The 19,041-nt window shown below is 50.8% G+C and carries 16 protein-coding genes and 1 tRNA gene; 12 read left to right on the top strand and 5 right to left on the bottom strand.

Features of this window, described 5'->3' with window-relative positions:
- Positions 1 to 346: 346 nt before the first annotated feature.
- A complete protein-coding gene (locus tag AJE_RS03800) occupies positions 347 to 2,209 on the top strand; it encodes an Ig-like domain-containing protein (RefSeq protein ID WP_237709291.1) in 1,863 nt (620 codons plus the stop codon).
- 81 nt (positions 2,210 to 2,290) lie between these two features.
- On the opposite strand, the gene astB is transcribed toward AJE_RS03800, so the two are convergent.
- Positions 2,291 to 3,631, bottom strand: coding sequence for an N-succinylarginine dihydrolase (gene astB / locus AJE_RS03795; protein ID WP_008949747.1), 1,341 nt, complete (start codon positions 3,629 to 3,631; stop codon positions 2,291 to 2,293).
- Positions 3,632 to 3,852: 221 nt separating this feature from the next.
- On the opposite strand from astB, the gene topA reads away from it, so the two are divergent.
- Complete coding sequence (gene topA, locus AJE_RS03790) at positions 3,853 to 6,438, top strand: type I DNA topoisomerase (protein WP_008949746.1); 2,586 nt, start codon at positions 3,853 to 3,855, stop codon at positions 6,436 to 6,438.
- A 34-nt stretch (positions 6,439 to 6,472) separates the two neighbouring features.
- Here the strand turns inward: topA and AJE_RS03785 are convergent, their stop codons facing one another.
- Positions 6,473 to 7,237, bottom strand: a complete 765-nt coding sequence (locus AJE_RS03785; protein ID WP_008949745.1) for a hypothetical protein — start codon at positions 7,235 to 7,237, stop codon at positions 6,473 to 6,475.
- 266 nt (positions 7,238 to 7,503) lie between these two features.
- Here AJE_RS03785 and cysB point away from each other — a divergent pair, with 266 nt between their 5' ends.
- Complete coding sequence (gene cysB / locus AJE_RS03780; RefSeq protein WP_008949744.1) at positions 7,504 to 8,481, top strand: HTH-type transcriptional regulator CysB; 978 nt, start codon at positions 7,504 to 7,506, stop codon at positions 8,479 to 8,481.
- Here cysB and mutH read toward each other — a convergent pair.
- On the bottom strand, positions 8,467 to 9,144 hold the full coding sequence (gene mutH / locus AJE_RS03775) for a DNA mismatch repair endonuclease MutH (RefSeq protein ID WP_008949743.1): 678 nt from the start codon (positions 9,142 to 9,144) through the stop codon (positions 8,467 to 8,469). The two genes, cysB and mutH, sit on opposite strands and share 15 nt — an antisense overlap.
- A gap of 380 nt (positions 9,145 to 9,524) precedes the next feature.
- On the opposite strand from mutH, the gene rppH reads away from it, so the two are divergent.
- The 8 genes from rppH to AJE_RS03735 all read left to right on the top strand — a co-directional run bounded on the left by rppH (position 9,525) and on the right by AJE_RS03735 (position 17,126).
- Positions 9,525 to 10,031: an RNA pyrophosphohydrolase gene (gene rppH, locus AJE_RS03770; RefSeq protein WP_039925610.1), complete on the top strand. Its 507-nt coding sequence runs from the start codon at positions 9,525 to 9,527 to the stop codon at positions 10,029 to 10,031.
- A 26-nt stretch (positions 10,032 to 10,057) separates the two neighbouring features.
- Entirely contained in the window at positions 10,058 to 12,316 is a 2,259-nt protein-coding gene (gene ptsP, locus AJE_RS03765) for a phosphoenolpyruvate--protein phosphotransferase (protein WP_008949742.1), read from the top strand.
- A gap of 148 nt (positions 12,317 to 12,464) precedes the next feature.
- Entirely contained in the window at positions 12,465 to 13,259 is a 795-nt protein-coding gene (locus AJE_RS03760) for a sulfite exporter TauE/SafE family protein (RefSeq protein ID WP_008949741.1), read from the top strand.
- Positions 13,260 to 13,289: 30 nt separating this feature from the next.
- A complete protein-coding gene (gene lgt / locus AJE_RS03755; protein ID WP_008949740.1) occupies positions 13,290 to 14,099 on the top strand; it encodes a prolipoprotein diacylglyceryl transferase in 810 nt (269 codons plus the stop codon).
- Positions 14,096 to 14,944, top strand: coding sequence for a thymidylate synthase (locus AJE_RS03750; RefSeq protein WP_008949739.1), 849 nt, complete (start codon positions 14,096 to 14,098; stop codon positions 14,942 to 14,944). Before lgt ends, AJE_RS03750 begins: the two co-directional genes overlap by 4 nt.
- 69 nt (positions 14,945 to 15,013) lie before the next feature.
- On the top strand, positions 15,014 to 15,637 hold the full coding sequence (locus AJE_RS03745) for a FlgO family outer membrane protein (protein ID WP_008949738.1): 624 nt from the start codon (positions 15,014 to 15,016) through the stop codon (positions 15,635 to 15,637).
- Positions 15,634 to 16,293 carry a FlgO family outer membrane protein gene (locus AJE_RS03740; RefSeq protein WP_008949737.1) on the top strand — a complete coding sequence of 220 codons (660 nt, stop codon included), beginning with the start codon at positions 15,634 to 15,636 and terminating at the stop codon, positions 16,291 to 16,293. Before AJE_RS03745 ends, AJE_RS03740 begins: the two co-directional genes overlap by 4 nt.
- A gap of 149 nt (positions 16,294 to 16,442) precedes the next feature.
- On the top strand, positions 16,443 to 17,126 hold the full coding sequence (locus AJE_RS03735; RefSeq protein WP_237709290.1) for a FlgO family outer membrane protein: 684 nt from the start codon (positions 16,443 to 16,445) through the stop codon (positions 17,124 to 17,126).
- A 4-nt stretch (positions 17,127 to 17,130) separates the two neighbouring features.
- On the opposite strand, the gene AJE_RS03730 is transcribed toward AJE_RS03735, so the two are convergent.
- Positions 17,131 to 17,205, bottom strand: a tRNA-Arg gene (locus tag AJE_RS03730).
- Positions 17,206 to 17,260: 55 nt separating this feature from the next.
- Positions 17,261 to 18,391 (bottom strand): flagellar assembly protein T N-terminal domain-containing protein, encoded by a 1,131-nt coding sequence (locus tag AJE_RS03725; protein ID WP_039927969.1) that lies wholly within the window; start codon positions 18,389 to 18,391, stop codon positions 17,261 to 17,263.
- Positions 18,392 to 18,568: 177 nt separating this feature from the next.
- Between AJE_RS03725 and AJE_RS03720 the strand changes: the two genes are divergently transcribed.
- Entirely contained in the window at positions 18,569 to 19,027 is a 459-nt protein-coding gene (locus AJE_RS03720; protein WP_008949735.1) for an LPP20 family lipoprotein, read from the top strand.
- Positions 19,028 to 19,041: the final 14 nt, after the last annotated feature.

Genomic DNA, 19,041 nt, shown 5'->3' with positions numbered 1-19,041 from the left:
TGTTATGTTTGCCCTTACCGCCTGCGGTGGTGGGGGAACCTTAGATGGTGGCGGTGGTAGCGGAGGCGGTGGTACTGGCACTGCGCCGATATATCAACTGCAAGTGGAGTTACTAAATAGTAGCGGCGCTGCCAGTACTAGTCTATCAGCCAGTCAACCCCTTACTGTCCGGGCGACTTTAAGCGCCACGCAAAATGCAGTAGTTGCAGGCAAGGTAATAGCTTTTAACATTACTCCAAGCGGATTAGCAACTCTGTCCACCTCAACAGGTACGGCTTTAACTGACGCTAATGGGGTTGCTACCATCACTCTAAACGTTGGTACTGTCAGTGGTGCTGGAAATCTTGTGGCCACTTATTCTGAGGGTACTGCGACCGACGCTACACCGCGAGCCACTCGCTCTGTTGGATTTACTTCTGCCGGTGATGGTGGTGGTGAAACCGTCGTTAACATTGCCAGTGTCCGTTTGCTGGTTGATCGCACTCAGTTAGGCTCTGGTGCTGCCGATGGTATCCAGTTATCTGCTTTGGTACGTGACCGTAATAATGTGCTGCTAGCCGGCATTCCTGTCACCTTCTCTGCTGACTCCGGTGAGCTGATCGTTGTTGCGGCAGAAACAGAACAGGATGGCGTCGCGAAAGCCCGATTAACCAGTCAGATCGATAAATCTTTACGTGATATTAATCTTACCGCCCGGGTCGGTACCATTGAAGATCGTGTCTCGGTTAGAGTTGTGGGTACCACTTTGGAAGTTCTAGCTCCATCAGCTGTGGTGTTAGGAGACAAAGTTGCGCTTAACTTCTCGTTGCAGGATGCCGCAGGGCTGGGGATCCCCAATCAACAATTAGCGGTGAGCTCGGCGCTGGGTAATCCGCTGAGTGTAACCAACCCGGTGACGGGAGCTAATGGTCAGGTGACTGTGCAGTATGATGCGGCTACCAGCGGTAATGATACTTTAACTGTGTCGGCGCTGGGTATTAACCAGCAGTTTGCCATCAGCGTTAAAGCTGACAGCTTTGTGTTTTTACCGCAGACGGGGCAGCCGGAAATCCTCGAGTTTCCTCTGAATACACCAACCTCGATGATTCTGGAATGGTTAACTGATAACGTCCCTAATGCCAATCGCAATGTGCTGTTCTCTACCACGCGCGGTTTTATTGCCAACACTGCTGCCGGCTTGGCTACTAATCAGGTCGTTGCCGAGAATACGACAGGAGTAAATGGTCAGGCGGAGGTCTTTGTTCAATCGGCATTCGCCGGTTTAGCGACTATTTCAGCGCGCGGTGGCGATAACGAGGTTAATACCCAGCGAGTGATTGAATTTGTCGCGACTAACCCCACCAAGATCGAAGTGCAGGCGTTTCCGGCACAAGTGGTTCCTGGTGATAGTAGTGCGATCCGCGCTATTGTGCGCGATGCCAACAATAACCCGGTTAAGAATCAGCAAGTCGCATTCTCACTGGATAACAGTGCCGGTGGCTCTATCACTGCGGGTACGGCAGTAACCAACTCACAGGGGGTGGCGACCACGTCTTTTACCGCTGATCAGAGTACTGGTGCTGGCGTACAACAGCGTAACCTGGTGGTAAAAGCTTCCTTGGCGAATAATAACGCAGTGTCTGACTCGACAGATATCAGTGTTGGTGGCCGTACCTTATTCTTCCGCTTTGGCACCGGTAATGTGGTGGAATCCCCCAGTGCCAGCCTGTATCGGAAAGAGTTTTCAGTTGTGGTAACTGACGCTTCTGGCAATCCGGTGATTAACCAGCAATTAAATATTGCTGCGGTATCGCTGCGCTATCGCAAAGGTTTCTGGGTTAAATCACCTCCGCCACCAGAAAGCTTTAAGATTTGGGCGCCGCAGGTGACTGCGAACTGCGTAACTGAAGATGTTAATTTCAATGGTATTCTGGATGCCGGAGAAGACTTTAATAACGACGGTCAGCTAACACCGGGCAATCTGGCCACAGTACCGCGCACAGTGACGTCAAATAACGAAGGTATTGCCGTATTCCACGTAACCTACCCACGTGATGTTGCGCCCTGGTTAGATGTTAGACTGCAGGTATCGGGCTTTGCTTCTGGCACAGAGAATATCAGTTTCCGCGAGTTTGAGCTGCCTGTTGCGGCGGCTGATATTTCCCAAGAAAACGTGGCCCCACCAAGCAATCCGTTCGGTGTAGCCGCCAACTGTGCCAACCCTGGTTAATAGCCCAGCAAAACAAAAGGAGCCGTTTGGCTCCTTTTTTGTATCAATACACCGACGAGTTAATGTCGGCGGTAATTATGCTTAACGCTGGAAGCTATATACCGACCCCAGTTTCAGAATTTGCGTCAGCTCATCTAAAGCGGTGCGGGACTCAATCATTAACTGTGGGTCCGCCAAATCCGCTTCGCTTAACTGGTCGCGATAATGCTTATCAACCCAGCTATTTAGCGTGGCAAATAGCTGCTCATTCATCAGCACAGCAGGGTTAACGGCCTGGCGCTCCTGCTCGTTCAGGACCACTCTTAACCGCAGACAGGCTGGACCACCGCCATTACGCATGCTTTGTTTAACATCAAAGTATTTTACCTGGCGAATGGGGGTATCCTGTTGGCATAACTCGGTCAGATAACGGTGTACACCGGCATGTTCCTGACATTCGGTTGGCGCGATAATCACCATCTCGCCGTTGGGTAAATTGATCAGCTGGGTATTAAATAAGTAGGTATTAACCGCATCGGCAACCGACACTTGCTGATCCGGCACTTCAATAAAGTGCAGGCTGCTGTCGTCGCCAAATTTACGCCGGATCTCAGACAGTTTTTGTGTCGTATCCAAAAAGGCCTGTTGATGGTAAAACAGCACGTTGCGGTTGCCCACAGCGATAACATCGTTGTGGAACACGCCCTGATCAATTACCGCTGGATTTTGTTGTAAATAGACGGTGCCATGCTCACTTAAACCATGTAAGCGGGCGACGGCCTGACAGGCTTCCAGGGGTTGCCGCGCTGGATATTTCGACGGTGCCGGCTTACTGCTATCAAAGGCGTGACGGCCATAAACAAAGATTTCGACGCCGGCTTTGGCGTAATCACTGCACAGGCGGGTATGGTTAGCAGCGCCTTCATCGCCAAAGTGATCGTTATCTGGTAAGTGTTGGTGATGGGCGAAGTGGCGCTGATCACTGAACATGGCGCGCAAAATCCGGCCTGTTGTCTCAGGCTCTAACGAGCGGTGAAATTTATTGGTCAGGTTAGCCGGAGTAAAGTGTACTTTACCGTCAGCGGTATCGGCACTGGGTGAGACTGTCGCTGCATTGGCGGTCCACATACTGGACGCCGAGCAGACCGCCCGGTAAACTTCCGGCGCCTGTTTGGCCGCCTGGGTAATAACCTCGTTATCAGAGCCAGTAAAACCCAGCCGGCGCAGCGCGGCAATGTCAGGCCGCTCCTGCGGCGCTAACACGCCTTGTACCATGCCAAGGTCATGCAGGGCTTTCATTTTCTGCAGTCCTTGTTTGGCGGCTTGTTTCGGGCTGGAGGTATTACGGGCATTGTTTAGTGAGGCAACATTGCCTACTGATAAACCGGCATAGTTGTGCGTCGGCCCAACCAGGCCGTCGAAATTGGCTTCATAAGCTTGCATTAAGTTTTATCCTTATTTGTGGCGACGCTGTTTTTGTTTTTTTTACGGTCGCGGGATCATGTGCTTCATTTTGTTATGGTCAGAGACTGGTCGATTCAGCGAAAAAACCAGCCAACAGGCATAATAATCAGTTTGAGCACTTGTCACAACAGCGGTTTGCGGATATACGTTTAAAAAGGGGCGCCGTTTACGGCCAAATGCTAAGGATCTTTGGATTAAAAATGGCAAAATCACTGGTAATAGTTGAATCACCGGCTAAGGCAAAAACGATAAATAAGTATCTGGGTAACGACTTTGTCGTGAAATCCAGTGTCGGGCATATCCGGGATTTACCCAGTAGCAGCAGTAAAGACAAGGCCAAAAGCGCCGATAAAAGCTTAAGTAAAGCCGAGAAAGAATATCAGGCGCTGGTTGATCGGATGGGCATTGATCCCGAGCACGGTTGGAAAGCGCGTTATGAAATTCTCGCGGGCAAAGAAAAAGTCGTTAAAGAGCTCAAGGCGCTGGCAGAAAAGGCGGATACCGTTTATCTGGCAACCGACTTAGACCGTGAAGGAGAAGCCATTGCCTGGCATTTGCGCGAAGTGATCGGCGGTACGCCTGAAAAATTTAAGCGGGTGGTATTTAACGAAATCACCAAAAATGCTATTACCCAGGCGTTTGAACAGCCGGGTGAGTTGAACCTGGATCAGGTTGATGCGCAGCAAGCGCGACGTTTTCTGGACCGGGTGGTTGGCTTTATGGTGTCGCCGCTGCTGTGGAAAAAAGTCGCCCGTGGCCTGTCTGCGGGGCGGGTGCAGTCTGTAGCGGTACGCCTGGTAGTCGAGCGGGAGCGGGAAATTAAAGCCTTTGTGCCCGAAGAGTATTGGAGTATTGATGCCGATACACTGACCCAGGCAAGGCAGGCACTGCCGCTGGAAGTAGTCAAACAAGGCGGCAAAGCTTTTAATCCGGTTAATAAAGCCCAGGCCGATGCCGCACTTGGGATATTACGGCAGGCCAGCTATCAGGTGCTGGAACGGGAAGATAAGCCCAGTAGCAGCAAACCGCAGGCGCCCTTTATTACCTCGACGCTACAGCAGGCAGCCAGTACCCGTTTGGGTTATGGCGTGAAGAAAACCATGATGTTGGCGCAGCGTTTATATGAAGCTGGCCACATTACCTATATGCGTACTGACTCCACCAATTTAAGTGCGGAAGCGGTATCCAGCTGCCGTGATTATATTGCAAAACAATTTGGCGCCGCCTATCTGCCGGCAGAGCCGGTAAGTTACGGTAGCAAAGCCAATGCCCAGGAAGCGCACGAAGCCGTAAGGCCATCAGATGTGTCTGTTCTGGCTTCAGCACTTGGCGATATGGAAGCCGATGCGAAAAAGCTCTATGAGCTGATTTGGCGTCAATTTGTTGCCTGTCAGATGCCAGCAGCGCAGTACGATGTAACCAATATCACTGTCGCAGCCGCGGATTTTGAGTTAAAAGCCAAAGGCCGGGTATTGCGCTTCGACGGTTGGACCCGGGTACAACCGGCGGTAAAGCGCAAAGGCGAAGAAGAGCTGGAATTGCCGGATGTTAAAGCCGGAGAGAGTCTGGCGCTGGTTGATTTGCATGCGGCACAACATTTTACCAAGCCGCCGGCCCGTTTTAGCGAAGCCAGTCTTGTTAAAGAGTTAGAGAAACGGGGCATCGGCCGGCCGTCGACCTATGCTGCTATCATCTCTACCATTCAGGAGCGCGGCTATGTGCGGGTTGACAACAAGCGTTTCTACGCCGAGAAAATGGGAGAAATCGTTACCGACCGTCTGGTAGAAAACTTTGATGATCTGATGAATTATGATTTTACCGCCAATATGGAGCTGAAGCTCGATGATATTGCAAAAGGGCAATTAGATTGGCGTAAAGAACTGGACCAGTTCTATCAGGGCTTTAACGCAAAATTAAAGACCGCTGAGCAGGAGCCGGAGCTCGGTGGTATGCGGGTGAATCAGTTTGTATTAACCGATATCGCCTGTCCAACCTGTGGCAGGCAGATGGGGATCCGTACCGCCTCTACCGGGGTATTTCTCGGTTGCTCAGGCTATAACTTACCGCCAAAAGAGCGCTGTACCACCACCATGAACCTGGTGTCGGGTGAAGAGGCGGTGTTAGTGGCTGATGACGAGCTGGAAACCGAAGCGCTGCGGCAGAAAAAACGTTGTCAAAAATGTGGCACGGCAATGGATTCTTATCTGCTGGATGAGCACCGGAAGCTACACGTCTGTGGTAATAACCCGCAGTGTGATGGTTATCAGGTCGAACAAGGGGCCTTTAAACTGAAAGGTTATGAAGGGCCAGAGATCGAGTGTGATAAATGCGGTGCTCAGATGCAGCTGAAATCCGGCCGCTTTGGTAAGTATTTTGGTTGCACCAACAGTGAATGTAAAAATACCCGTAAGCTGTTACGTAGCGGCGAAGCGGCACCGCCAAAAGAAGATCCGGTGCATCTGCCGGAACTGAAATGTGAAAAGTCAGATACCTACTTTGTGTTGCGTGATGGCGCCTCGGGGGTGTTTCTGGCGGCGGCGAATTTTCCGAAATCCCGCGAAACCCGGGCACCTCTGGTCAGCGAGTTAAAACGCTTTAAAGACCGGCTATCGCCGAAGTTCCACTATCTGGCCGAAGCGCCGGAGCAGGATCCACAGGGTAACCCTGCGATTGTGCGTTATAGTCGCAAGACCAAACAGCAATATGTGATGACGGAGCAGAATGGTAAAGCCACAGCCTGGTCGGCCTGGTATGAAAATGGGCGTTGGGTGGTCAGCAGTAAGTAAGACTAGCTAATATCAACAGGGGCTTAGGCCCCTGTTACCATTTACGCTTCGGCGCAAATAACTCGTCAATATCTTTATTGTCCTTTTCGCCACGCTTCTCGATATCGCGGGCATTGCCTTGTTTGAGTTCCATCGTGATTTCTTCTAATGCCATCTGCGCTTCTGAGATCCGGTTAACAATGTATTCATGCTGATGGCTGGTGGTACGCAAGAAAGTTAGCGCCTTCTCAAAATATTGTCTGGCAGACCCTAGCATTTTATTTGCTCTGGCATCTCTGCCCCGCTTTAACTGGCTCTCGACATTGATTCTTAACTGAAGCAAATCTAACCGTCGATCTTCATCAATGACTAGCTGCGTCTCAACATTGCCACGAGCATGCTCTGCTCTGAGCATTGTTCTTAATTTTTTGATGCCTTTCACCATCGCGAGCAGTTGTTGGTCATTATCAGGTAAACCGGCTGCGTCCATGGCGGTGGGCGCATTTTTAGCCAACTCACTTAGTCGTTGCTCTGTGTCTTGTAAACGTTGCTTAAGATCTTTGACCTCAGGCTCAAGTTCGACCATTGCTCGTAATAAGTAAGCAATACGACGCAGTAGCATTTGTGAAATACCGGCGGACAGGGGCACATTGGCAGCATTAAACAAAATTTCTTCTGTCTCTTCCAAACCATGGCGTAACTTAGTGAATTCAGCCCGTTTCAGCGCACGAATACGCTCCCGGTGTTGCTGCACTACGTTAACGGTGATCGCGATAATCATCAGCGCGATGATTAGCGTGATGATCAGGGGTAAGACCATTTACACCTCTGTTTTTTATACTAGAGCAACATCTTAATCCGAAAAAACAGCAAATAACAGTCGGCGCTGATACCTTGCTATTGGCTAATGTCATTAGACACGAGTTAGCCTAGCAAAAACCACACCAGAATTCAGTGGTTTTTCTTCAGTGGCTTAAGACTTTCGCCTAACAACATTTTGATATAGATACTGCTATTATAGAAAGAAGTTGGAATATCTATGTCATCAGGTATAGTGACTGGCAGAGAACAAAAGGATCTTTAGTGATGAAATTACAGCAATTACGTTATATTGTTGAGGTGATGAACCACAATCTTAATGTGTCATCTACTGCCGAAAGTCTCTACACGTCCCAGCCGGGCATCAGCAAGCAAATCCGCATGCTCGAGGATGAACTCGGTATTCAGGTATTTGGTCGTAGCGGCAAACATTTGACTCATATTACACCGGCCGGCAAAGAGGTGATTGATATTGCGCAGCAGATCCTGGCCAAGGTGGAAAATATCAAAGCCATCGCCCGTGAACACACCTTACCGGATCAGGGCAAGCTGAATATCGCTACCACACATACTCAGGCCCGCTATGCGTTACCGCCGGTGATCCGTACCTTTATGCAAAAGTTTCCACGGGTATCATTGCATATGCATCAGGGCTCGCCGCAGCAGATTTCTGAAGCCGCATCGCGTGGTGATGCGGATTTTGCCATCGCCACTGAGGCATTACATCTGTATGGTGATCTGGTGATGTTGCCTTGCTACCACTGGAACCGTAGCATTATTGTCCGCAAAGACCATCCGCTGACCCAACTGACCGCCAAGGTACAGATTGAAGATGTGGCGCGTTTTCCCATCGTCACCTATGTATTTGGCTTTACCGGTCGCTCCGAGCTGGACCGGGCTTTTGCCGCCCATCAGCTGGAGCCACAAATTGTCTTTACCGCAACCGATGCGGATGTGATTAAAACCTATGTCAGGCTGGGCTTAGGGGTAGGGGTTATTGCGTCTATGGCGATCGACCCGCAGCTGGATCAGGACCTGGTAGCCATCGATGCCAGCCATTTATTTGAGGCCTCGACGACTAAGATTGGTTTTCGCAAAGGCGCATTCCTGCGCAGTTATATGTATGACTTCATAGAGCGTTTTGCGCCGCATCTGACCAAAGATGTGGTAGAGCGGGCCAATGCACTGCGTAGCCAGGAAGAAATAGATCGGATGTTCAGTAAGTTTGAATTACCGGTGCGCTAGAGCAAACTGCTGCTGTAAAATCGCCGCGGTAAACTGAGTTTTCAGGTAGAAACCCCGCGGCAGACTTTGTACCGGGCGACCGTCCGGGCCAATGGCCGCAGTCAGGGCTTTACTGTCGGCGGCTTTAGGTCTTAACTGCAGCACCTTACCATGGGCGCCTTTGATCTGGTCCAGGCGCCCAAACGCGATTAACTCCATTAACTCTTCCCAGTCTTGCTGCAGCAACGCCGCCTCACTGGGACTCGGCTGCCACAAAAAACCCTGCCCGATAATGCGCTCTGCCGGCGCGATATGCCGCTCAGCCAGGATCGGTAACCAGAGCACCTGGCTTAGTTTGCGACAGACCCACGACTCCTGCCATTGTTGACCGGTAGCACCCGTTAATGGCGCCACGCAGACATAAGTACTTTCCAGTGGTTTACCATATTGGTCAATCGGCAGGGTTTTCAGTTCGACTGCCAACTCGGGAAAATCCTGTACCGCCTGCGAACCTGCAGTTGCCCCCAGCGCCATTTCCAGCAGTTGTCCGGTCCAGCCTTTTTCACGGCGTAAATCGGCCGGCACGGGTACCTGCAATTGCGCCGCTAACTGACCCAGGGTTAAACCGGCAATCAGCGCGCAGCGCTCTAATAACTCTGTAACAGAAGCAGGCGAGGTGGGCATATGACAATTCTTTGACTTAATGAATGATTACCCTAGCATTTTTTTATGTTGTCGGCTGCTTAAAAAGCCAACAAACTAACTTATGCACAGTCAGAATTTATAATCACACCTTGATTGATTCACTTAATGTTATGAATTTAATGGTAAAAAAGCATTTATTTTGATGCGGGTTGTTAAAGTTCCTAAAGTTATTCAGTGATTAACTTAGGCTTATCCAGAGTGTTATGCACAGCAGCTGTGAAAAAACTCACAGTACCCTTGCTTATCTTCTGCTCATTGTGGATAAGTTGTGTGATGTTTGGCTGAAAATACCGTTTGCCGCCACGACAACTTTATGAAAGAATCCTTGTATAGCAGAAATTTAGATGCTTGAGGTTTGTGTGATCGATGCCGAGGGTTTCCGGCCCAATGTCGGCATAGTGATTTGTAACACCTTTGGACAGGTGTTTTGGGCGAAACGATACGGTCAGAATTCCTGGCAATATCCACAGGGTGGCATTGATGATGGCGAAACGCCGGAACAGGCCATGTACCGCGAACTGCACGAAGAAGTTGGGCTCAGGCCTGAAGATGTGGAAATTATAGCGACAACCAAACACTGGCTACGCTATAAGTTACCCAAACGACTGATTCGTAAAGATAGTAACCCTGTGTGTATCGGGCAGAAGCAGAAGTGGTTTTTACTGCGGCTGACCTGTCGGGAAGAAGACGTCAATCTGGCGAAAACCAGTCACCCGGAGTTCGATAGCTGGCGTTGGGTCAGTTACTGGTATCCGGTTAGACAGGTGGTTTCCTTTAAACGGGAAGTCTATCGCAAGGTTATGAAAGAATTCGCTCCGGTCGCTTTGCCTTTTGTTCGTCGGGACAGCAGTAAACGTAAAGTATAAACAACCTTTAATGTGAAGAGGTTAGCATGCTAGGCCAGTTGCGGCGAATTGTTCAGGATGTGGCACAGGAGCCGATACTTAACAAGGCGCTCGCTGGCTTGGTAAGTAGTGTCAAGCATGCATTGGCAACCGAATGTTGTTCGGTTTATCTGGCTGATTATCAGCAACAGCACTTTATGCTGATGGCAACCGATGGTTTGAATCAGGATGCGGTCGGCAAAGTCTCCATTGGTTTTTCTGAAGGCTTGATTGGCTGGGTTGGCCAGCGTGAAGAGCCGATCAACCTGGCGCAGGCTCACCTGCATCCGCGTTTTAAAGTCACCCCCGAGGTCAGCGAGGATCGCTTTTCAGCTTTTCTTGGGTGTCCGATTATCCACCACCGCAAAGTATTAGGCGTACTAACAATTCAGCAATCAGCCGAGCGGGTATTTAGCGAAGATGAAGAGTCTTTTCTGGTTACCCTGGGGGTACAGCTGGCGTCGGTGCTGGCTAACGCCGAGATGCGCGACGCGGCCAGTCGCAGTTCCGGTTATCAGCAACAGGTTTCTCAGCTAGCTGGCTTACCCGGCGCGCCCGGTATGGCAATTGGTCAGGCCTATGTGTTGCAACCAGCCAGTGATTTTGCGGCGATCTCGCTGAAAAAAGCCGAGGACCCGGAAAAAGAGCTGGCGCACTTTTACCGTGCTGTCAAAATCACTAAAGCGGAATTTAACCGGCTGGCCGAACGCATGTCGCAGCATTTACCTGAAGATGCACTGGCCATTTTTGATGTGTATCATCAGTTGCTTGATGCTGCCAGCCTGGGGCGGGAAATTGAAGCGCAGATCGCAGAAGGCTGGTGTGCAAAAAGCGCGTTAAAACGCGTGGTAGAGCGCTTTGCCCGCCAGTTTGATGATATGGAAGATCCCTATCTGCGCGAGCGTGGCCTGGATATCCGCGATCTGGGGCAGCGGGTACTGAATAATTTACTGGATACGGAACAGCGGCGTGCGAAACTACCCGAGCAGGTGGTGCTGGTCGCTGATGAAGTCACCGCAACCATGCTGGCAGAAATCCCGCGTGAACAACTGGTTGCAGTAGTGTCTTTGCGTGGTTCGGTTAACTCACATGCTGCTATTATGGCCAGAGCCCTCGGGATCCCGGCGGTAATGGGCGTCAGTGAGCTGCCGCTGTTGCATTGGCATGAGCAGAAACTGATTGTCGATGGTTATCAGGGGCTGATCCTGTTGTCGCCAACTGAGGCGTTGAGCAATGAATATTTACGCCTGATCAGTGAAGATCAGGCCATGCATGCCCGCTATCAGCAAGAAATCGCGCTGCCGTCACAATCACAATGTGGCGAACGTTTTAAGTTAATGGTCAACTCTGGTCTGGCGGTTGAGCTGGAGAATCAGCATGCGCAGTACACCGATGGCGTTGGCCTGTATCGAACCGAATTTCCTTTTATTATCCGCAGCCGCTTCCCGACTGAGCAAGAGCAAATCGAACTCTATGCCAAGGTGTTAAGCAGCTACCCGCAGAAAACGGTAGTGATGCGTACTCTGGATGTTGGGGGCGACAAAGCGTTACCTTATTTCAGTATCATTGAGGAAAATCCGTTTCTGGGTTGGCGGGGGATCCGTTTGACGCTGGATCATCCGGAAATTTTCCTGGTGCAGATCCGGGCGATGGTAAAAGCCAATGTCGGACAGGATAATCTACATATTTTATTGCCGATGGTGTCGGATCTGGCGGAAGTTGATGAAGCCATCCGGCTGATCCGCCAAGCCTGCTTCGAGGTTGGTGACGAGTTAGGCATTGCGGTACCCCGGCCGAAAGTGGGGGTGATGATTGAAGTACCGTCGGTACTTTATCTGTTGCCTGAGTTGGCAGCCCGGGTCGATTTTTGCTCCGTGGGTACCAACGATTTAACCCAATACTTGTTAGCCGTTGACCGCAATAACGCCCGGGTGGCAAACCTGTATGATGCGCTGCATCCGGCAGTATTACGAGCCTTGCACCAATTAGGGCAACAGGCGCAGGCACTGCAGTTTCCAATCAGTATTTGTGGTGAACTTGGCGGTGAACCGGCTGGGGTCTTACTCTTGGCGGCGATGGGGTTCCGGCGCTTTAGTATGAACAGCAGCAACCTGGCGCGGATCAAATGGTTACTGCGCCGGGTAGAGCTGTCTGAACTGGCCTTGTTGTTGCCTGAAGTGCTGTGTTGCCATTCGCCAAAACAGGTGCGGTTGCAGGTTCAGCGTTTCCTTGAGCATAAGCAGTTGCTAACCCAGGTCAGAACCTGACAGGTCAGGCGCTAATGGCCCAGGCGCTGATAGCCCAGACCAGTTCACAGTTTCCCACGCCAGGAATACCGACAAAGACCGCAGCAAGGCTCAACAAGCGCTGTTGCCTCTGCTACACTGGGCGCACTTTTCTAACTGAGTTGTCATTTTGCTATCCATTTTCCTGTTAACCGCCTTGTTGGGCGCACTGGTCGGGTTATTGGCCGGTTTGCTGGGTATCGGTGGCGGTTTGGTCATAGTGCCGGTGCTGGTGGTGATGCTGCCGGCTTTTGCAGTAGTGCCGGCTGAACATGCGATGTTGGTGGCCATTGCAACCTCGCTCGCTTCGATCATTATTACCTCCCTCTCGTCAGTGCGGGCGCATCACAAACGGAATAACGTCAGCTGGCATATCGCCGTGCCGGTGATGCTGGGGGCAGGGAGCGGCGCCTTATTGGTCGGCTATCTGGCGCACAATTTAAGTGGCAAGACGCTGCAACTTATTTTTGGTGTCGCTGTCGGTTTATTGGCGCTTAGAATGTTAAGTGCGCAAAGTGCCACCGGCAAGCTACCACTGCCGGCAAGGCCGCTGTTGGCCGTACTGTCGGCATTACTGGGCAGTTTCGCCGCCTTACTGGGGATTGGCGGTGGTGCGCTGATTGTGCCTATGCTGAACTATTTTAGTGTCGACATGCGCCGGGCTATCGGTTGTGCGGCGGCCAGCGGTATTGCGATAGCAGTATTTGGTACCCTCGGCTACGTCAGCGCAGGCTGGCAGCATTATAGCTTGCAGCAGGGCTTTATTGGTTATATCTATTTACCTGCATTACTGGGGGTAATCAGTACTTCGGTGTTTACCACCTCTATCGGAGCCACCCTGACGCAGCGGTTGCCGGTGTTGACCATTAAGCGGGTATTTGGCGTATTTTTGTTACTGGTGGCGGCGCGGATGATTCTGAGCTGAGATCGTCAACCGTATTAAAGTAGGGACATTATGACAACTGAAGTTTTTTACACCCATGCAATTAATCCGGTGGCACTGGACCTCGGGTTTTTGAAAATTCACTGGTATGGTGTGATGTATCTGGTGGCCTTTGCTATCGCCTGGTGGCTGGCGAATCGTCAGGCGGCGGAACCCGGTTCCGGCTGGGACAAGGAGCAAGTCAGCGATCTGTTGTTCTACGGCTTTCTGGGGGTGCTGCTGGGTGGCCGCCTGGGTTATATTCTGTTCTACCAGTTTAACTATGTGCTGCAGGACCCGCTTTATCTGGTGCGGATCTGGGAAGGGGGCATGTCGTTCCATGGTGGCTTACTTGGGGTATTGGCGGCAATGGCGCTGTTTACCCGCAAGTATCGCAAGTCTTACCTGGCTCTGGGCGATTTTGTTGCACCATTGATCCCGCTTGGGCTGGCTGCAGGGCGGATCGGTAATTTTATTAATGGTGAATTATGGGGCCGGCCGACTGATGTGTCCTGGGCAATGGTGTTCCCGACCGGTGGCGACATTGGCCGCCACCCGTCACAACTCTATCATGTTGCGCTGGAAGGACTGTTGCTGTTTGCGATCATTATGCTGGTGCGCCGTGCTAAACCGGCAACCGGCACCCTGGGCGGCGTCTTTCTGGCCGGTTATGGCATGGCGCGCTTTAGCGTCGAGTTTTTCCGTGAGCCGGATGCACATCTTGGCGTTTTATCCTTGGGCATGACGATGGGGCAGTGGCTATGCTTGCCGATGATAATTGCCGGCCTGGCGATTATTGTTTTCGCCCGCTCCCGTGCCGCAACTGCCGGAGCTAAAGCATGAAGCAGTATCTTCAATTATGTCAGCGTATTATTGAGCATGGCACTTGGGTGGAGAATGCCCGCACTGGTACCCGCTGCTTAACCGTCGTTAATGCCGATCTGGAATATGATGTGGCAAATAATCAGTTTCCACTGCTGACGACCCGCAAAAGCTATTACAAGGCGGCGATTGCCGAGTTGCTGGGTTATTTACGCGGCTACGACAGTGCGGCACAGTTTCGCGCCCTAGGTTGCAATACCTGGAATGCCAATGCGAACGAAAATCGCGCCTGGCTGGCTAATCCGCATCGTAAAGGTGAGGATGATATGGGGCGGGTGTACGGTGTGCAGGGCCGGCGTTGGCAGAAACCAGATGGTACCACCCTGGATCAGCTACAAAAGGTGGTGACTAATCTTAGTCAGGGCATTGATGACCGGGCGGAAATCCTGACCTTTTATAATCCGGGAGAGTTCGAGCTGGGTTGTCTGCGGCCTTGTATGCACACCCATACCTTCAGCCTGCTTGGCGATACCCTGTATCTGACGTCCTACCAGCGCAGCTGTGATGTGCCGCTTGGCCTGAATTTTAATCAGGTGCAATGCTTTGTATTGCTGGCGTTGATGGCACAGATCACAGGTCTTAAGCCGGGCAAGGTGTATCATAAGATCGTTAATGCGCATATTTATGAGAATCAACTGGAGCTGATGAAAATGCAGCTGCAGCGTGAGCCTTACCCTTCACCGCGGTTGACCGTCAACCCACAGATCCGAAGCTTAGCCGATCTGGAAACCTGGGTAACACCGGATGATTTTGTGCTACACGATTATCAGTGCCACCCGCCGATTAAATACCCTTTTAGCGTCTAGTCAAAAAATCATCTCTTGTTGTGGCCTGCTTTTTGCTTGAAGCAAGTTGATAACCAGCAAGAGGTGATTATGAACAAGTGTCTTGGCCTGCCGCTAGTGGCATTGCTTGCCAGCTGCGCGCATCAGCAACCTGAACCGACAGTGTCGATGCCGGTTCGTCAGGTCTCTGCCGTTGGCTTAAGCCCACAGCCACTGGGATTTTATACTCAGCGTCTGGCGGAACAGCTTTTTCAAACGCCTGCCGGACAACAACCGCAGTTGCGGCATAAAATTGCCATCAGTAGTTTTGTACCGGTGCGGCAATTGTCACTGGTCAATGCTGGTACGGAGCAAACGGATTTAGCCAATCAGCTGGCGGAAAGCTTACTCACCGAAGCGGTACAGCGCGGCTATGAAGTCGTCGATATCCGGTTACGTGCTGCAGTACTACTGCAACAGGATCATGAACAAGCCTTTTCCCGCTTATTGCACGAGCTACAGCAACAACAGCAAGCCCGGGTATTACTCAGTGGTACCTTTGTACCGCAGGAGGATGGCTGGATTGTCAATGCCAGACTGATTGATATCCAAAGTCAGCAGGTGCTGGCTGCGGCCACCGACTATGTGCCGGATAATGTGTTGTGGAGTGCGGAGAAGATGCTGAAAAGAGGCAATTTTTTATATCGGAGTGATCGAATTGGAGAACGGCCATGAATAAATCGGCGGTCAGTGTAGCCATCTTATTGGCGTTATCCGGCTGTGCCCAGCAAGCGGCACAACCCAAGGTAGTGCCAGAAAACGCGGTGTCGATGCGCGGCGACCTGGCACGGCAAGAGCGTATTTTACAGCAGCAGGCGTTCGCGGTTGAGTCGGCCCCGACGCAGCAGCGACAAACCCCAGTTATCACGCTGGACCATTATGCTCGTAATCTGGTGCATGATTTGATGGCAAATCATCACCGGGTAGAAGAGCAAGCCATGGTTGCGGTGACGGATCTGGCATTTCTGGACTCAGATCTGCAGCACGGCTCGGTATTTACCAATCACCTGAGCGAAGCCATTATCTATGACTTGCATCTGTTTGGCGTGCCGGTACTGGATTTTAAAGTCACCGATTATATCCGGGTGACGGAGCAAGGTGACTTTGTACTGAGTCGTGATTTTAGCGAGTTATCGGCAGAGTTACCGATCAAATACGTGGTTACCGGTACTGTAACGCGGCATCAGGCTGGAGTGATGTTAAACGCCAGATTAATCCAGATCGACAATAAAAGGGTGGTATCGGCGGCTCGTACCTTTGTGCCGGCGGCGGTTTATAACGCTATTCTGCAACAACGCCAGGACAACAGTCTAAAACTGAAACAGGGTTGATTGCCGGTGTTGTACCCGGCAATACACAATCTTAGCGGTTAACATCAATATGCTCCGTACAAACCTCGTTATTTTTCTGAGGCTTTGCTAAAGTTTAAGCCAAGGCCGCCGACAAGTAGAGGTTAGCCTAAATCTGGGGTCAGGAGCGTATGATGAAAAGCAACTATCTGGCATTGCTTGCCGGTGCCGTCTTGCTAAGCGGCTGTTACAGTTACCAAAGAACGGAGTGTGATAGCAAAGGCAATTGCCGGACTGAGGTCCGCCGCCAGGTACAGGACCAGGCGCCTGCCGACCGGGTTATGCCGGTATCTTCTGGTCAGGCCGCCAGCCCGCTGCGGCAGAATGGCTGGATGGTGCCACACCAGTATGTCACCAGTTTAAATGCTAATAAGCAGCTTAATGACTATGTGGCGCAGATGGCGATGCAGCTGGTTGAAACCTTTCATTATTTCCCGGTCGAATCCCGCGTGGCCGTGGCATCCTTTGTTGATTTAGACAGTGAGTTAAACCGCACCAATATTATTGGTAACCAGCTGGCAGAAGCCTTTATTCATCAGTTCCAGCAGTTCGGTATCCAGGTTGTCGATTTTAAAACCACCCGCGATATTCAGGTGACACCGAGCGGTGATTTTGTCTTTAGCCGGCAGCACAACCAGCTCGATATGATGCAGCAAATTGATTATGTGTTATCAGGAACTATGGTATTTACCCCAAGAGGTATTATGGTGAATGCCAGAGTGATTAACTTTCGCACCAAGGTGGTTGCCGCCAGTTCACAGCAGTTGATCCCACATTTTGTGGTTAGCTCGCTGTATCCGCAAATACTGCGCTAGGACATGGCCGCCCCAACAGGAATCGAACCTGTAACTGCCCCTTAGGAGGGGGCCGTTATATCCATTTAACTATGGGGCGGGCGGCACAGAGTCTAACAGACTGAAAAGATTATGTGAATCTTTTCAGTCTGTGGTTAGTTTGCTGCTAGACTGACGATATCACCGACCTGAATATGATTAAGCAGTTGTTGGGATGCTGAGGCAGCCCAGGCGCCATCGGCGGTTGTTTCTGTAATAGTTAACTCAATTGGGCTGTGTACTAGCCGGCGGATCCGGCTGTCATGCTGGTCGCGCTGGACTTGTATCAATTTTACCTTGTCACCTACTTTTAAGCCATGTACCGCACCTAAGCCGAGCTGTATTTGTTGTTGTCGTACTTGCCTTATTTGTGTAAGTAAGGGTTGGCATTGTAGTTGTTGTTGAATGTCCAGTGCAGCTGCTTTTAAAACCTGATCGATTTTCTGACCATATGGCAATTGCCAGAAAGCCATACTATGACTAGCCGGTGAGGGGCGGGATTCTGTCCAGTGACTGGCTGTTCGATACTCCTGCTGAAAGCGGAATCTTCGCTCAAAGGTATCATATAGCCAGAGTTCGAGTGCAAAGAAGCGCTCAAATGCCTCGCTCTGCCAGAATTTACTAAGTTTCTGGCCCAAGGATAAGTCAGTAATACTGGCCAGAACGATAAACTGTTGTCCTTGGCCGAAAAGTGCATCTGCCACTTCGATGGTAAGCTGCTGTGGCTGCAATTGTTGTACCTCAGGACTAAGCAACAACCCGGGTGCGAAATCACGCAAGTGACGGTTAAGCTGGCGGGTACTGTGTTCACCCAATTGAAATAGCTGGCCATAGATTGCATCACGTCGGGCTTCAAGATGGATAGTGCTTAGGTGCAGCGGATTACGTAAGTCGTTGCGGCAATTAGAGGCCTCTGCAATGATATGAGCACGCAGTGTAACCGTTACTTGATGTTGACTATGACTCTCCGACAGCAGTTGAACTTGTTTTAACTCTGCCGCACTACTTAGGGTAATTTGGCTATGCTGTAAAATTCCCTGAATAACCTGTTGTTCACTTTGCAGTCTGGCACCGGCAAATAAACTGGCTCTTTGTAGGGCATCTTCAATTGCTGCGTGACGAGCAGCATTCAGGTTACCCTTTTCAATAGGTGCCTGACCTGTCGCCTCGTACCATCCGGCATTAACCTGCTGAGTCCAACACAGCATTAGACTAGAAAGCAACACTGTCGCTAAGCTCTTTATCATTCACAGCACCCCAAAACTCAAGATCTACTTTGATAAACCAAGCAAAGACTATGCCGTCATTGGACTGTTCATAATATAGGTTTTATGGCACTTATTTTGCTTGCGTACTGTGACTCAAGGCGAACGACAGTGGTTGCCGTTGTATAACGCATTCAGCTAGGTAAACAGGGTATGATGATGAGAAACATAAGCTTGGTAGTAACACTGTGTGGCGTACTGACTGGCTGTAGTCAGTTTGCGGACCGGCATATTGAATATCAACAGGAAACACCAGTAAGTTTTCCAGTGCTGACAGCCCTGGGGGCCGCGCCCATTTCCGCGCAACAAGCTACGGATCCAACCCAACGCATGTTGTTGGCGATGCGGGCTTCAAAGCTAGAGGCCTATCGTGAGTTGGCTGAGCGTGTGTATGGTCAAAGAATTGACAGCAAAAATACAGTCAGTGCGATGATTGCGCAAAATGATGTTTTGGAGGCGTCGGTTCAGGGCGTAATCCGTGGTGCCAGAGTCGTTAAAAGTTACGCGGTAGACGACACTTACGTAACAGAACTTGAGCTGAATTTCGCTGAAGTTTTTGCGACACTTCAACATACGCAACCAAGACAAAATATCCGTAGTGTGCGTTATCTGTGGTGATATGTTTGCTGAAT

Source organism: Alishewanella jeotgali KCTC 22429 (assembly GCF_000245735.1).
GTDB classification, from domain to species: domain Bacteria; phylum Pseudomonadota; class Gammaproteobacteria; order Enterobacterales; family Alteromonadaceae; genus Alishewanella; species Alishewanella jeotgali.
This window is presented reverse-complemented; position numbering and strand designations above follow the sequence as displayed.

Excerpts from the sequence above, each read along its gene's own strand:
- AJE_RS03720 (WP_008949735.1), top strand. The coding sequence starts at position 18,569 with ATGAGAAACATAAGCTTGGTAGTAACACTGTGTGGCGTACTGACTGGC.
- AJE_RS03785 (WP_008949745.1), bottom strand. The coding sequence starts at position 7,237 with ATGGTCTTACCCCTGATCATCACGCTAATCATCGCGCTGATGATTATC.
- ptsP (WP_008949742.1), top strand. The coding sequence starts at position 10,058 with ATGCTAGGCCAGTTGCGGCGAATTGTTCAGGATGTGGCACAGGAGCCG.
- AJE_RS03740 (WP_008949737.1), top strand. The coding sequence starts at position 15,634 with ATGAATAAATCGGCGGTCAGTGTAGCCATCTTATTGGCGTTATCCGGC.
- cysB (WP_008949744.1), top strand. The coding sequence starts at position 7,504 with ATGAAATTACAGCAATTACGTTATATTGTTGAGGTGATGAACCACAAT.
- astB (WP_008949747.1), bottom strand. The coding sequence starts at position 3,631 with ATGCAAGCTTATGAAGCCAATTTCGACGGCCTGGTTGGGCCGACGCAC.
- AJE_RS03725 (WP_039927969.1), bottom strand. The coding sequence starts at position 18,391 with ATGATAAAGAGCTTAGCGACAGTGTTGCTTTCTAGTCTAATGCTGTGT.
- topA (WP_008949746.1), top strand. The coding sequence starts at position 3,853 with ATGGCAAAATCACTGGTAATAGTTGAATCACCGGCTAAGGCAAAAACG.
- lgt (WP_008949740.1), top strand. The coding sequence starts at position 13,290 with ATGACAACTGAAGTTTTTTACACCCATGCAATTAATCCGGTGGCACTG.
- mutH (WP_008949743.1), bottom strand. The coding sequence starts at position 9,144 with ATGCCCACCTCGCCTGCTTCTGTTACAGAGTTATTAGAGCGCTGCGCG.
- AJE_RS03735 (WP_237709290.1), top strand. The coding sequence starts at position 16,443 with ATGATGAAAAGCAACTATCTGGCATTGCTTGCCGGTGCCGTCTTGCTA.
- AJE_RS03745 (WP_008949738.1), top strand. The coding sequence starts at position 15,014 with ATGAACAAGTGTCTTGGCCTGCCGCTAGTGGCATTGCTTGCCAGCTGC.
- AJE_RS03750 (WP_008949739.1), top strand. The coding sequence starts at position 14,096 with ATGAAGCAGTATCTTCAATTATGTCAGCGTATTATTGAGCATGGCACT.